This window comes from Caulobacter sp. FV1ye13L (assembly GCF_058681155.1).
Map to the genome: position 1 here is coordinate 3543666 of NZ_CM178732.1, position 14628 is coordinate 3558293.

At 67.3% G+C, this 14628-nt stretch carries 12 protein-coding genes and 2 pseudogenes; 6 read left to right on the forward strand and 8 right to left on the reverse strand.

Translation table 11 applies throughout. The annotated features are described in order from the left end of the window. Positions 1-64 precede the first annotated feature (64 nt). Entirely contained in the window at positions 65-670 is a 606-nt protein-coding gene (locus ACW176_RS17195) for a hypothetical protein (protein WP_419321262.1), read from the forward strand. Between the two features lie 39 nt (positions 671-709). Further along, positions 710-1690 carry an endonuclease/exonuclease/phosphatase family protein gene (locus ACW176_RS17200; RefSeq protein WP_492110000.1) on the forward strand — a complete coding sequence of 327 codons (981 nt, stop codon included), beginning with the start codon at positions 710-712 and terminating at the stop codon, positions 1688-1690. A gap of 164 nt (positions 1691-1854) precedes the next feature. Here the strand turns inward: ACW176_RS17200 and ACW176_RS17205 are convergent, their stop codons facing one another. The 6 genes from ACW176_RS17205 to gyrA form a co-directional block, all read right to left on the reverse strand. Further along, positions 1855-3234, reverse strand: a complete 1380-nt coding sequence (locus ACW176_RS17205; protein WP_492110001.1) for an SPFH domain-containing protein — start codon at positions 3232-3234, stop codon at positions 1855-1857. Between the two features lie 238 nt (positions 3235-3472). Beyond that, a complete protein-coding gene (locus ACW176_RS17210) occupies positions 3473-3940 on the reverse strand; it encodes a peptidylprolyl isomerase (protein ID WP_419321259.1) in 468 nt (155 codons plus the stop codon). 90 nt (positions 3941-4030) lie between these two features. Next, on the reverse strand, positions 4031-4897 hold the full coding sequence (locus tag ACW176_RS17215; protein WP_492110002.1) for a peptidylprolyl isomerase: 867 nt from the start codon (positions 4895-4897) through the stop codon (positions 4031-4033). Then, positions 4894-5739, reverse strand: a complete 846-nt coding sequence (locus ACW176_RS17220; protein WP_492110003.1) for a peptidylprolyl isomerase — start codon at positions 5737-5739, stop codon at positions 4894-4896. Before ACW176_RS17220 ends, ACW176_RS17215 begins: the two co-directional genes overlap by 4 nt. Positions 5740-5849: 110 nt before the next feature. After that, a complete protein-coding gene (coaD, locus tag ACW176_RS17225) occupies positions 5850-6341 on the reverse strand; it encodes a pantetheine-phosphate adenylyltransferase (RefSeq protein ID WP_419321256.1) in 492 nt (163 codons plus the stop codon). A 33-nt stretch (positions 6342-6374) separates the two neighbouring features. Beyond that, positions 6375-9122 carry a DNA gyrase subunit A gene (gene gyrA / locus ACW176_RS17230; RefSeq protein WP_492110004.1) on the reverse strand — a complete coding sequence of 916 codons (2748 nt, stop codon included), beginning with the start codon at positions 9120-9122 and terminating at the stop codon, positions 6375-6377. A 123-nt stretch (positions 9123-9245) separates the two neighbouring features. Between gyrA and sodC the strand changes: the two genes are divergently transcribed. After that, positions 9246-9794 (forward strand): superoxide dismutase[Cu-Zn], encoded by a 549-nt coding sequence (gene sodC, locus ACW176_RS17235; protein WP_492110005.1) that lies wholly within the window; start codon positions 9246-9248, stop codon positions 9792-9794. Positions 9795-10107: 313 nt separating this feature from the next. Further along, positions 10108-10349, forward strand: a pseudogene (locus tag ACW176_RS17240) (hypothetical protein). A 164-nt stretch (positions 10350-10513) separates the two neighbouring features. Here the strand turns inward: ACW176_RS17240 and ACW176_RS17245 are convergent. Together ACW176_RS17245 and ACW176_RS17250 are read right to left on the reverse strand one after the other, a co-directional pair. Further along, positions 10514-11453 (reverse strand): annotated as a pseudogene (locus ACW176_RS17245) (DMT family transporter). Further along, positions 11450-12709 (reverse strand): adenosylmethionine--8-amino-7-oxononanoate transaminase, encoded by a 1260-nt coding sequence (locus ACW176_RS17250; protein ID WP_492110006.1) that lies wholly within the window; start codon positions 12707-12709, stop codon positions 11450-11452. Before ACW176_RS17250 ends, ACW176_RS17245 begins: the two are co-directional and overlap by 4 nt. A gap of 72 nt (positions 12710-12781) precedes the next feature. On the opposite strand from ACW176_RS17250, the gene bioF reads away from it, so the two are divergent. Beyond that, positions 12782-13939 carry an 8-amino-7-oxononanoate synthase gene (gene bioF, locus ACW176_RS17255; RefSeq protein WP_492110007.1) on the forward strand — a complete coding sequence of 386 codons (1158 nt, stop codon included), beginning with the start codon at positions 12782-12784 and terminating at the stop codon, positions 13937-13939. After that, on the forward strand, positions 13936-14628 hold the full coding sequence (gene bioD, locus ACW176_RS17260; protein WP_492110008.1) for a dethiobiotin synthase: 693 nt from the start codon (positions 13936-13938) through the stop codon (positions 14626-14628). Before bioF ends, bioD begins: the two co-directional genes overlap by 4 nt.

Consider the following 14628-nt stretch of genomic DNA (forward strand, 5'->3'; position numbering starts at 1 on the left):
TGGACAAGCCGGGAGCGGCGGCGCCAATCTCCCGAATAACCATAGTCTTCGGGGGAAGATCGTCATGAAACGCCTGCTGGCCTGCGCCGCGCTGCTGCCGTTTCTGCTCGTCGCCTGTGACAACCGGCCTGCTGCGCCTCCTGGCGCGCCCGCCGCCACGGCGCCCGCCACGCCGCCCGCCAAGCCCACGACCGATCCCGCCGCGGCCAATTTCCAGCGCGACGCCACGCTGGACGTCTTCGGCTACTACTTCACGCAGACGCCGGTTCAGGTCGGGAACTGGAAGCTGAAGTCCGTCAACATGGGCTCGCCCAGCGACTTCGCGTCCTGGGAAGAGGGCAAGCGTCCCAGCAACTTTGGGCCCTTCTTCCTGGAATTCGAGGATGTCACCAGCCCGACGGCCGAGAACGAACTGGGACAGGTCTATCACACGGTCAGCTTCCGCCTGTTGCCCAACAGCTATCGGGTCGACGGTCAGGAGGTGGTGTTTCGCGGCCAGGATCCCCGCGTCGGCGAGGTGGTGTTCGCTGGCGTGTTCGATCTCGCCGCCCTGAAAGCCGCCAGGGCCGCAGGCCCGCCCGGACCGCCGCAGAGCGTCCTGACCGGCGGCCTGCGGATCGGCGCCGAGCCGATGCGCAATATCAGCTTCCTCTACTTTGCCGGCGACTGAAGTCATCGCTGTCATGCGCGTCCGTGTTATGGGCTGGCCATGGATCTTCTGCTTCGACTCCTGAGCCTTTTCTTCCGCGGCACCGGCCTGATGCTGGGCGTGGTCGGCGCGGGCTTCGCCGTCGCCTGCCTGGGCGGCGTGTTCAGCGATCGCCTGGACGCGTTCACCCACCTGACACCGCTGTGGCTGGCCATGGGCGTGGGCGCGATCGCTATGGGCTGGATCTTCTCGCGTCATGGCGAGCGCTCGGTGATTGTCGGCCTGGGCGGCGCTGCGGTTATCGCCAGCGCGATCCTGATGGGCCCCGAACTCTTGGCCGCCGCCGGCGCCAAGCGGATGGCGTCGCGGCCCGACGATCTGAAGGTCATCCAGTTCAATATCTGGCACGAGAACGAAACGCCCGAAGTGGCCCTGCGCTGGCTGCTGGACCAGAACGCCGACGTCGTGGTGATCGTCGAGGCCGGCGGCATGTCGGGGCCGGCGGTCAAGGGCCTCAAGGCCTACTACCCCTTCTCCGTCACCTGCGATGGCAAGAAGCGTTGCGGGACCATGATCTTCAGCCGCAAGCGCATGCTGGCGCGCAATGGCTTCTATCCGGAGGGTCACGACCTGGCCGGCGCCTGGGCGACCCTGGCCGACCCCAAGGGCGACTTCACGGTGGCCGGCATCCACTATGTCTGGCCCATGCCCGCCGGTCCCCAGCAGCAGCAGGGCAAGCGGCTGGTCGACGCCGTGGCCCGCTTCGACAAGTCCGACATGATCCTGACGGGCGACTTCAACTCCACGCCCTGGTCGTTCACGCTCAAGCGCCAGGACAAGGCCCTGGGCCTTGAGCGCCGCACCCACGCCCTGCCCTCCTGGCCGTCGGGCCGTTTCTCGCGCCTGGCCAATGCCCCGGCCCCGTTCCTGCCGATCGATCACGTCTATGCGGGCAAGGCCTGGAAGACCGTCAGCGTCACGCGCGGGCCGGCCTTGGGTTCGGATCACCGGCCGATCATCGTCAAGCTGCGGCGCGACTAGTCGCCCAGCGCCTCGCCCCTGAATGAGGGAGACACGGCAGTTGATGATCTGCCGTCAGCGCAGACAGCGAACGTTGCGATCGTCCTCCGGCGGTGGGAAGACGACCTTGAGAGCGGCGCGGTTTGCTGAAATGCCCGTCGGCGGCCGAACGGACCTGCACGACGCTACTCTTTGGGCTTTGCAGCGCCCTTCGTTGCCCGCTCCACCACGGCCTTGCCTGCGTCTGTCTGAGCCAGCCCCTCCAGCATCGCTCCGAAGGCTTGGCCGCCCCTCGCGCTGAACACGTCGGTGATGCTGCTCATGCCCCCGGGCACGTCGCCGCCAGTCACGATCACCTTGATGTCGGCGGCGCTCAGGGCCTCAGCCTGGGCGACACCCACGGCCTGCCCGGCTTTGATTTGCTCCACACGCACCAGGTAGGTCTGGTAGCCGTCGTTACCGCCGATCTCCCTGGCAAGTTCGATCTGCGTCGAGACCGGCGCCAGAAGCAGGAGCCGCTCGGCTTCGGCGCGGCTCTGGCCCTGCGCCAGCAGTCCTTCGGCGTCGAGCTTCTGCTGCGCCAGCGTTCCTTGCGCGACCAGCTCCAGCCGTTGACGTTCAGCCTCCGCGGCGATGACCTGCTGACGGCGCTGCCCCTCCGCCCGGATGATCATGACCTCACGCTCCTGGGCGGCCTGGACTTCCGCGACCCCCTTGGCGATGTCGGCGGAGCGCGTATCGGCGACCAGCTTCACATCCATTTCGCGTTCGGTGGTGTCCTTCTGGGCGACCAGAACTTCCTGCTCGGCGACCTGCTTGGCGATACCGACCTGCTTCTCCTGCTCGGCCGTCCGCATGCCGACCTGCTGCAGGGCGTCCTGCTTGTTCACCTCGACGATGCGTTCTGCCTCGATCTCCTTGGTCCGGGCCATTTGGCTGTTCATCGCCACGGCCTCCCGGCTCTCGCGGTCAATGCGGGATTTTTCCTTCGCCATGATGTTGGCGATGACCTCCGAATTGGCGCTGTCGCGGATGTCCATGAACTCGATGTTCTTGACCGTCTCGACGCCCCAAGCCAGCAGCTGCTTGTCCACCTGGGCGGTAAAGGCCTCGGCCAGGGTTGATCGGGCTTCGAGGATGTCTTCGAGCTTGTGGGTGGCCAGCACGTTCCGGACGGCGCCCTGAAGGATGCCAGACAGCTGATGTTGCAGCTCGTCGAAATTGGCGACCTTTTCCGCCGCCGTGTCCGACTTTGCGATCCGCATGAACGCCTGCACGTCCACCCGGAACGGGAGGCGCCCGGTGTCGTAGGCCTCGTAGTCTTTCAGGTTCACGTCGAAGATGGAGACCGGGAACTTGGTCACCAGGACGCCGATCCTGGGCAGGAAGGCGGGCCACTCGTAGTAGACGTTTCCGGCCGACTGACTGGCGCCGTAGCTGACGCGAGACCGCCCGCGCTGGACGATGTGAACTTCGTTGGTCGGGACCACACGGCGCAGAACAAGCGCGATCAGGAATCCAATGGCGAAGACGCCGAGCGCTACGCCGCCGGCGACGAAATACATGTTCATATGATCCCCCGATACTGACCGAACTATGTCGATAAAGTCCGGGTGGCGCAACTATTGCGAGAGACTGCGCACCCGCCGGCTCGGCGACTGGCGCCCAAGGCGAACATCGCAAATGGCTGGGTGGGGTCGTGAGCGGTCTTCGGCTCCGACGCCGGTTTCGGACCCGGCCAAGCCCCAACAAAAACGGCCCCGGATCGCTCCGGGGCCGTCTTCGTATTCAGCAGAAGCCCGATCAGGCGTCGGCGGCGATCTTGGCGCTGACGATCTTGCCCGGCGTGCGCGGGGGCTCGCCCTTGGGCAGGGCGTCGACGTGGTCCATGCCTTCGGAGACCTGACCCCAGACGGTGTACTGGCCGTCGAGGAAGGTGGCGTCGTCCAGGCAGATGAAGAACTGGCTGTTGGCCGAGTTGGGATCGGGGGTCCGGGCCATCGAGCAGACGCCGCGCACGTGGGCTTCCTTGGAGAACTCGGCCTTGATGTCCGGCTTGTCGCTGCCGCCACGGCCGGTGCCCGACGGATCGCCGCCCTGGGCCATGAAGCCCGGGATCACGCGGTGGAAGACCACGCCGTCATAAAAGCCCTCGCGGACCAGTTCCTTGATGCGGTCGACGTGGCCGGGGGCCAGGTCGGGGCGCATCTGGATGGTGACCGGGCCGCTTTCCAGCGTGAGGATCAGGGTGTTTTCGAGGTCGGCCGACATGGTCATCCCTTGGGTGCGAAATGGTGAAGGCGCTTCTAGCGCGCTTTTCCCCCCGCTGTGAACCGCCGCTCGCCCCAAAAGGGTGAGAGGCTAGCGGATATCGACCGGGATCTTCAGATCACAGACCGAGAAATCCGCACCCTTGATCGCGCGCTGGCGGCGAATCTCGCCCGCAAACCAGGCGCCCTGGGTGTTGATCACCCGCACCCTGGGACGCTCCTTCTCGGGAATGTCTGACAGCATCCGCACTTTTTCCATCCGGTCCTGAGGCGCGGCCACCGGCTCGCCCGTCTTGATGGCGCGGATGGTCTCCAGCCCGTTGATCACCCGTCCAAAGGCGGTGTAGCGCTTGTCGAGCGACGGATAAGGCTGGCGCATCAGGAAGAACTGGCTGTTGGCCGAATTGTTGTCGTCGTCGCGGGCCATGCCCACCACGCCGGGGCAATAGGTGCCCCAGGCCGAGACATTGCCGTCGGCCGTGACCTCGTTCCAGCTCCAGTGCTGGCTGAACACCGGCAGCGAACCCAGCAGTCCCACCTGCAGCCCTGACGGCGCGGCGGCCGGCGTAAACGGCGTCGCGGCCGTCCGCCGGAAGGTGAACTCGGCCTTCAGGTTGGGCTTGTCGGTATTGCCTTCGCCATTGTCCTTCGGGTCGCCGGTCTGGGCCATGAACCGGTCGATGACCCGAAAGAAGGTGCGGCCGTCATAGACCCCGGCCCGGGTCAGTTCGCGCATCCGGGTCACGTGGCCGGGCGCGACCTCGGGGGTCAGTTCGACGACCACCCGGCCCTTGTTGGTGTCGATCACCATCACGTTGTCGGGGTCGGGGACCCGCCAGTCGGCCGCCACGGGCGGGGCGACGCCTCGCGCCTTGCCCTTGGACCTGGAAGCGGACAGCGCCGGACTGGCCAGAACAGCCAGGCTCAGGCCCAGGACGACAACGGCGGATGGCTTCATTTGATCTGCACCGGGATTTCGACGTCGCAATTGCTGAAGCTGGCTCCCATCTCGGCCCGGCGCTTGGCGGCCAGGGCGGCGAAGGCGGGGCCGCGGGTGTCCATGACCTGAACCGAGGGGCGCTTGTCGGCCGGCAGATCGGCCAGCAGTCGCACGCTGGTCATCCGGTCCTGCGGATCGGGCGCTGGCTCGCCGACCTTGATCGCGCGGATCACGTCCAGGCCTGACAGGGCCCGGCCAAAGGCGGTGTAGGTCTTGTCCAGCGAGGCATAGTACTGCCGCATGAAGAAGAACTGGCTGTTGGCGCTGTCGGGATTGTTGGCCCGGGCCATGCCCAGAACGCCCGGACAGAAATTGCCCCAGGTCGCCACCTTGCGGTCGGCGGTCATCACCGCCAGGGCGGCCGGCTGGCTGGTCACCGGCAGGGCGCCGACGAAGCCGGTCTCGTTGCTGCCGACCTTGCCCGGCGCAGCCAGGGGCGTGTCAGCGCCGCGGCGGAAGGTGAACTCGGCCGTCATGTCGGGCTTGTCCGAACCGCCCGCGCCGGTGTTGTCGGGATCTCCCGTCTGGGCCATGAAGCTGTCGATGACGCGGAAGAAGGTCAGGCCGTCATAGAAGCCGGCCTGGGTCAGCTCGCGAATGCGCGCCACATGCGCCGGAGCGGCCTGCGGGCTGAGCTCGGCGATGATCCGGCCCTTGTTGGTCTCGATGACCAGCACGTTCTGGGGATCGGGCGTGCGCCAGTCGCCAAACTGAGCGGGCGGCGTCTGGGCCGACGCCGTGTGCGCGACAGCGGTCGTGGCCAGCAGCGCCAGAGCGGCGACGGAATACGCAAGCTTCATGGAAATCCCCGAACAGAAAGGCAGACGGGGCGTAGAACGACGACGCCCCCGCGACAAGTCCGCCGTGTTGAAGCCTATGATTTCGACAGCTTCACGGCAAACCCGCTGATTCAGGTCTTGCGTAGCTTGGCGACCAGTTGCTCGCCGACCCCGGCGGGCACGAACTTTGAGATGTCGCCGCCCAGGGCCGCGATCTCCTTGACCAGCCGCGAGGCGATGGCCTGGTGCCGGGGATCGGCCATCAGGAACACCGTCTCGATCTCGCGATCCAGCTGCTGGTTCATGGCGGTCATCTGGAATTCGTACTCGAAGTCGGCCACGGCCCGCAGGCCGCGCACGATCATCTGAGCCCCGACCTCGCGCGCGAAGTGCATCAGCAGACTGTCGAAGGGCCTGACCTCGATCACCGCCAGCTTGTTGAGGTGCGCGGTTTCCCGCTCAAGGATTGCGACCCGCTCTTCGAGCGAGAACAGCGGCCCCTTGCCGATATTCACCGCCACGCCGATCACCAGCTTGTCGACCAGCTTCACGGCCCGACCGATGATGTCGAGATGGCCGTTGGTGACCGGATCAAACGTTCCGGGATAAAGCCCGACCCTCATGCAACCCCCTGCGTTATCGGCGCTCTACGGGGTCTAGTCCGCCCCGCTTGATTCGCCCTGATCGTCGTCGCCGCCGCCGGCGTCAGCCAGCCGCTCCACGCTCACGACATGTTCGTCCTTCGCGGTGCGGAACACGGTTACGCCCTGAGTATTCCGCGCTGCAACACGAATTTGCGAGACGGGGCACCGTATCAACTGTCCGGCGTCTGTCACCAGCAGGATTTCGTCGCTGTCCTCGACCGGGAACGAGGCCGCCAGGCGGCCGCCGCGCTTGGAGAGATCCTGGGCCGTAAGCCCCTGCCCGCCCCGGCCCGTGCGGCGATAATCATAGGCGCTGGTGCGCTTGCCGAAGCCTTCAGACGAGACGGTGAGGATGAACTCCTCGGCCGCGCCCAGCTGGGCGATGCGTTCCGGCGTCAGGCTGGCCTCGCCGACCTCTTCGTCGGCCTCCTCGGGCGCCGGGGCGTCGTCGCCCTCCTCGCCGGCCGCGCGCAGCATGGCGCGGGCATGCTTCAGATAGGCGGCGCGCTCGGCCGGCGTGGCGTCGACGCCGCGCAGGATGGCCATGTTGATCACTTCGTCGCCCTCGGCGAGCTTCACGCCGCGCACGCCGGTCGAATCACGGCTGGCGAAGACGCGGACCTCATCGGCCGAGAAGCGGATGCAGCGGCCGACGGCCGTGGTCAGCAGAATGTCGTTCTCGGTCCCGCAGACGCCGACGCCGATAATGCCGTCGCCGTCATCGAGCTTCATGGCGATCTTGCCGTTGCGGCGCACGTCGACGAAGTCCGACAGCTTGTTGCGACGCACGCTGCCCGAGCGGGTGGCGAACATCACGTCCAGGCGGTCCCAGGTGCTTTCGTCCTCGGGCAGGGTCAGGATCGAGGTGATGGTCTCGCCCGGCTCGATCGGCAGCAGATTGACGAACGCCTTGCCGCGCGAATTGGCGGCGCCCAGCGGCAGCCTCCAGACCTTGAGCTTGTAGACCTTGCCGCCCGAGGTGAAGAACAGCAGCGGCGCGTGGGTCGAGGCCGAGAACACGCGGGTGACCGCGTCTTCGGTCTTGGTGGCCATGCCCGACTTGCCTTTGCCGCCCCGGTGCTGGGTGCGGTAATTGGCCAGCGGCGTGCGCTTCACATAGCCGCCCATGGTCACGGTGATGACCATTTCCTCGCGGACGATCAGGTCTTCATCTTCCACGTCGGCGTCGCCGTCGACGATCTGGCAGCGGCGTGGCACGGCGAACTTCTCGCGCACCTCGACCAGCTCCTCGCGGACCACGGCCATGATGTTGGCGCGGTCCGACAGCAGGTCCAGATAGCCGCGGATGGCTTCGGCCAGGGCTTGCGCCTCGTTGCCGATTTCCTCGCGGCCCAGGCCGGTCAGACGCGACAGGGTCAGGGCCAGGATGGCGCGGGCCTGCTCGTCGGTCAGACGGATCAGACCGCCCTCTTCGTGCAGGCTGCGCGGGTCGGCGATCAGCTCGACCAGGGGCATCATGTCGCCGGCCGGCCAGGCCTTGGCCACCAGGCGCTCGCGCGCCTCGGCCGGATCCTTGGACGAGCGGATGATGTGGATGAATTCGTCGATATTGGCGACGGCGATGGTCAGACCCACCAGCACGTGGCCACGATCGCGCGCCTTGCCCAGCTCGAACTTTGTACGCCGGACGACAACCTCTTCGCGGAATTTCACGAAGATATCGATCAGCTGGTACAGGCCCATCTGCTCGGGGCGCTTGCGGTTCAGCGCCAGCATATTGACGCCGAACGAGCTTTGCAGCGCCGTGAAACGGTACAGCTGGTTGAGGATCACGTCGCCCGAGGCGTCGCGCTTCAGCTCGACCACGATGCGCATGCCGTCGCGGTTGGACTCGTCGCGGATGTCGCTGACGCCCTCGATCCGCTTGTCGCGGACCAGTTCGGCTATGTACTCGACCAGATTGGCCTTGTTCACCTGATACGGGATCGCGGTGATGATGATGGCTTCTCGGCCCTGGCGGATCTCTTCCACCGAGGCGATGCCGCGCATGATCACCGAGCCGCGGCCGGTCAGCAGGGCCTGGCGCGGACCGCTGCGGCCGATGATCTCGCCGCCGGTCGGGAAGTCGGGACCGGGCACGATGTCCAGCAGGGTCTCGGCGCTGACCTCGGGGTCATCGATCATGGCCAGACAGGCGTCGATGATTTCGCCCAGATTGTGCGGCGGGATGTTGGTCGCCATGCCGACGGCGATGCCGCCCGCGCCATTGACCAGCAGGTTGGGAATCCGTGACGGCAGGACCGTCGGTTCCTGTTCCTTGCCGTCATAATTGTCCTGGAAGTCGACTGTGTCCTTGTCGAGGTCGGCCAGCAGCGCCAGCGCCGGGGGCGCCATCCGGCACTCGGTGTAGCGCATGGCGGCCGGCATATCGCCGTCGACCGAACCGAAATTGCCCTGGCCGTCGATCAGGATCAGCCCCATCGAGAAGGGCTGGGTCATCCGGACCAGGGTGAAATAGATCGAGGCGTCGCCGTGCGGGTGATACTTACCCATCACGTCACCGACCACGCGGGCCGACTTCACATAGGAGCGATCGGGCGTATGTCCTTGTTCGTGCATCGAAAACAGCACGCGACGGTGAACGGGCTTGAGACCATCGCGCGCGTCCGGCAGGGCGCGGCTGACGATCACGCTCATCGCGTAGTCGAGGTACGAGCGACGCAGTTCGTCCTCGATGAAGATCGGGGCGATATCCCCTCGCGGCCCTTCGGGAGGGGTAGTGATTTGATCGTCGCTCAAGGGGATTTTTCGCCGTCAGAATCGAACACGGAACTGTCTTTAACTGTTAGCATTCCCCCAAGGGCGGCGCCACCTTTCCGGGACAGCAGCCTCCCCCGTCCGCTTGTTTTTGAAGGATTTCCCATGCGTTCCGCCGTTGCCGCCGCCACCTTCGCCACCCTCCTCCTCGCCGCCCCCGGCGCTGTCTTCGCCCAGACCGCCGCCCCGGCCGCAGGGGCCCAGACCGCAACCGCCGCCGTCAAGGCCGGTGATGGCAAGGACCTCGGAACGGCCACCCTCACCGAAGCGCCGCACGGCGTGCTGCTGCGTCTGGAGCTCAAAGGCCTGACGCCCGGCTGGCACGGCGTGCACTTCCACGAGAAGGGCGACTGCGGCACGCCAGACTTCAAGTCGGCCGGCGCCCACGTCCACACCACCGCCTCCGTCGTCCACGGCCTGCTCAACCCTGACGGCAACGACAATGGCGATCTGCCCAACATCCATGCCGGCGCGGACGGCGTCGCCATGGCCGAGCTCTATTCGCCGCTGGTCTCGCTGAAGGGCGCCGGCGGCCGCCCGGCCCTGCTCGACGCCGACGGCTCGGCCATCGTCGTCCACGCCAACCCCGACGACCACAACAGCCAGCCGATCGGCGGCGCAGGCGCGCGGGTGGCCTGCGGTGTGGTGAAGTAGAGTCAGCGGCGCCTGGCGCGCGGATAACCCGCGCGCTGTCCCCTGATAGGCACGGGGATAGACGCCTCAAATCCTCCCCCCTGGCGGAGGAGCATCACGAACTTCCCCATACAATCTCCGTCATCCCGGGGCTCGTCCCCGGGACCCATCGTTCCGTTGCGCTGTAAGGGGTTTGTGATCCACCGACCGTGCGGCCGACCCATGGATCCCGGGAACAAGTCCCGGGATGACGGGCGTTGTTGAGCGTCACGCTTCCGGGCGTCGACACGGGCGTCCAGACAATCGACGCAGCCCCCTGAAAACCTACCGTATTCTGTACCCACCTCGTCGCGGGGAAAGGGCGCAAGGCCAGCGACCATTGCGGCGGCGGGGGGTGATCGAGCGGGACTGGGGTCGAGGGGGATACTCGACCGGTCCGGGGATCTGGTTGCTGGCCAGACCCGCCCGCCGTCGGCGTGGATGAGGGCAGACGGGTGTGTTCATTAGTCATTTGCTTGGCTCGCCCGCCTCGACCGCCGGCTTCTTGCGGAAACGCGAGAGACCGGCTCCCGGTAAGGCCTGAACAGGGCCACCTGACGGGACGCTGATGGATAACGACCACGCGGAGCGGACGGCTTCGTCGAAACGGTATTTTCTATTTTCCTCCGGGCGAGCCCGGAAGCTCCGCGACCCTTTCCGTCACCCTCGCAGCGACAGCGCGGGGTCGTTGAAACGCGCCCCTAAACCGTCTCGGCCGTCATGGCCTCGGGCTTGGCCGCCCGCTTCTCGGTCAGGGCCACCAGGGCCACGCCGGCCAGGGTCGCCGCGCCGCCGATCAGCAGTTGCGGCGTGAGGCGGTCGCCCAGAAACAGGATGCCGATCGTGCACGACACCAGCGGCGTCAGCAGGAAATAGGGCGTCACGCGGCCCGCCTCGCGGCGCTGGACCAGCCAGAACAGCAGCGCGCTGGCCCCTATGGTCGAGACAATGCCCGCGAAGGCTACGCAGGCCCAGGCGATCGCCGGGGCGGCCATCACCCGCTCGACTACATTGGACTCGAAGGTAAAGGACATGGCGATCAGGGTCGGGGCGGCGACTATGGCCGTCAGCCCCTGAACCTTCAGCGGCTTCACCCCCGGGGTCATCCTCACCAGCACCGTCGCCACCGCCCAGCAGGCGCAGGCCGCAATGACCAGGGCCACGGCCGGAAGATCCCCGGCCCCATGCGGGTCAAGACTCATCCAGGCCACGCCGACGAAGGCGATCAACAGGCCGATCACGGCGGGCAGGCGCATGGTCTCGCCCAGCATCCGCCAGGCCGCGACGGCCGTGAACGGAATCCACAGCTGGCTGGCCACGACCAGCGGACTCAGCGACTGGCCCATGCCGAACGCCACATAGATCAGGCCAAAATGGATGGGCCCCGACAGCAGGATGATGCCCAGCAGCTTTTTGGGCTCGGGAAACGGTGGCCGGATGAACGGGATAAGGAAGATCAGGGCCAGGCCAAACCGCAGGCCGCCCACCATCATCGGCGGCAGGTGCTCGGTCGCCACCTTGGCGGCGGCATTGTTCACGCCCCAGGTCAGGATGATCGCCAGAATGGCGAGGCGTTCCAGACCAGACAGGGGTGAATTGGAAGACATGGCCGCTTGGACCAGACGCGCCCCTGAAGGTCAATCGGCCCCGATGACGCGGCGCACCGCCCGGGTCAGCAAGGTCAGGTCGGCATCGGGCGTCGTGAAGGCCGGGGTCAGATAGATGACCTTGCCCATTGGCCGGATCCAGACGCCCTCTTCCGCGAACCGGGCGCACAGATCGCCGACCGCAACCGGCGCGTCGAACTCGACCACGCCGATTGCGCCCAGCACCCGAACATCCACGACGCCCGGCGCGGCCCGGCAGGGCTCAAGCCCTTCGGCCAGGGCGGCCGAGACCCGCGCCACATCGGCTCGCCAGGCGCCATCCTCGAACAGGTCGAGCGAGGCGTTGGCCGCCGCGCAGGCCAGCGGATTGGCCATATAGGTGGGGCCGTGCATCAGGGCGGCTTCGGGATCGTCCGACAGGAAGGCCTCGAACACCCGGGTGCTGGCAACCGCCGCCGACAGCGGCAATGTTCCGCCGGTCAGGGCCTTGGACAGGGTGACGATGTCGGGCTCGATCCCGGCCGCCTGCATGGCGAACATCGATCCCGTGCGGCCAAAGCCGGTGAAGATCTCGTCGAAGATCAACAGCACCCCGTGGGTGTCGGCCAGGCGCCTCAGGGCTCGCAGGGTGTCGGGACCATGCAGCAGCATGCCGCCGGCGCCCTGGACCAGGGGCTCGACGAGGATGGCGGCGATCTCGCCGCCTCGCTCCTGCAGCAGGGCGTCCAGCGCCGCCTCGCCCTCGGCGTCGCGCGGCAGGTCGGCGATCACCTGGGCCGGCATGACGCCCGAGAACAGGCTGTGCATGCCCTCCTCCGGATCACAGACGGTCATCGTCGCCAGGGTGTCGCCGTGATAGCCGCCCCTGAACGACAGGAACCGCGAGCGTCCGGTCTCGCCGCGATTGATGTGGAACTGCAGCGCCATCTTCATGGCGATCTCGACCGCCACCGAGCCCGACTCGGCGAAGAAGGCATGGTTCAGGTCACCCGGCAACAGGTCGGCCAGCCGCTTGGCCAGTCGGTAGGCCGGCTCGTGCGCCAGGCCACCGAACATCACATGCGGCATCCGCTCGATCTGGTCGCGCAGGGCCTGGGCGATATGCGGATGATTATAGCCGTGGCAGGCGGTCCACCACGATGCCAGGCCGTCGACCAGTTCCCGGCCATCGGCCAGGACCAGCCGCGAACCGTGCGTGGCAACCACCGGCAAGGGCGGCCGGGCGGTCTGCATCTGGCAATAGGGCCGCCAGACGTGGGCCGCGCCGGCGCTCATCCAATCGGGGGTCATGGCGATCCTGCGTTGCGTCGAAAGGGCGCCTTGCCTATGCCCTGCGCCCTGCCTTCGCAAACGGGAAACAGCATGCAGAGCCTCGACGCCTTCGCCGGCGACAAGCTGACCGCCCTGGACGCCCAGAGCCTGCGTCGCCGTCTGAAGCCCACCCGCCGGCTGGACGGCGCGGTCGTGGAACGGGACGGCCGGCGGCTGATTTCGTTCTCCTGCAACGACTATCTGAACCTCTCGCACCACCCGGCTGTGCGGGCGGCGGCGGCCGAAGCGGCGCTGAACTATGGGGCCGGCGCGGCGGCCTCGCGTCTGGTCACCGGTGATCACCCGCTGCTGGGAGATCTGGAAAAGCGCCTGGCGCGGCTGAAGGGCACCGAGGCGGCCTGCGTGTTCGGCTCCGGCTATCTTGCGAACATAGGCGTGATTCCCACTGTCGTCGGGCCGGGTGACCTGATCCTGGTCGACGAACTGGCCCATGCCTGCATCTGGGCCGGCGCCAAGCTGTCCGGCGCCCGCACGATCGCCTTCAGGCACAATGACACCGCTGATCTGGAGCGCCTGTTGAAGGCAGAACGCGCCGCCGCACGCCACGCCGTGGTCGCCACCGACGGCGTGTTCTCGATGGACGGCGACATCGCGCCGCTGGACCAGCTCTCGACCCTCTGCAACGCGCATGACGCCTGGCTGTTGTCCGACGACGCCCACGGCGTGGGCGTGCTGGCCGAGGGCCGAGGCTCGGCGGCGCTGTTCCCCGGCGCCGAGATCCCGCTGCAGATGGGCACCCTGTCCAAGGCGCTGGGCTCTTATGGCGGCTACCTGTGCGGGTCCCAGGCCGTGATCGACCTGCTGAAGACCCGGGCCCGCACGCTGGTCTACGCCACCGGCCTGCCGCCCGCCTGCGCCGCCGCCGCCCTGGCCTCGCTGGACATCATCGAGACCCAGCCGGCCCTGACCGCCCTGCCTCTGGCCAAGGCCCGCGCCTTCACCGAGGCCCTGGGCCTGCCGCCTGCCCAAAGCCCGATCGTCCCCGTCGTGATCGGCTCGGCCACAGCGGCGCTGGCCGCTTCTGCGAAGCTCGAGGCCGAGGGCTATCTGGTCGTCGCCATCCGGCCGCCCACCGTGCCCGAGGGCACGGCGCGGCTGCGGATCGCCTTCAGCGCCGCCCATTCGGACGCCGACGTGATGCGACTGGCGGATCTGATCGCCGACATCCGCCGGGGCCCTGCCGCATGAAAAGCCTGTTCGTCACCGGGACCGGCACCGACATCGGCAAGACCCATGTCGCCTGCGCCCTGATCCGCGCCCTCCGCCTGCGAGGCCTGAGCGTCGACGCCTTCAAGCCGGTGGTCAGCGGGTTTGATCCCGACGATCCGGATGTCAGCGATCCCGGCCGCCTGGCCCAAGCGCTGGACGAGCCGGGCGCCCTGCACCGCATCTCGCCCCGCCGCTATCGCGCCCCACTGGCCCCCAACCTGGCCGCAGCTCTGGAGGGCGATGTCCTGCGCCTGGATGATCTGGTCGGCGACTGCAGGGACCGCCTGACGCGACCCGACCGCGATCTGCTGCTGATCGAGGGAGCCGGCGGGGTGATGTCGCCCCTGACCGACACGGCCACCAATCTGGACCTGATGGTCGCGCTGAACCTGCCGGTCCTGCTGGTCGCGGGGTCCTATCTGGGCACGGTCAGCCACGTGCTGACGGCGCTGGAGGTGATCCGAGCCCGGGGCCTGAGCGTGACCGCCATCGTCATGAGCGAAAGCCTCGCCGCGCCCGATCTCGGCCAGACCAGCAGGGTGCTGCGAGGCTTCGAGACCCGTGCGCCACTGGTCCTGGCGCCCCGCGACGCAAGCTGGAGCGCGGCCGGGCTCGCCGACCTGATCTTCCCTCAGGCGACCAAAGACGAGGCCGCCAAGGTCCACTAG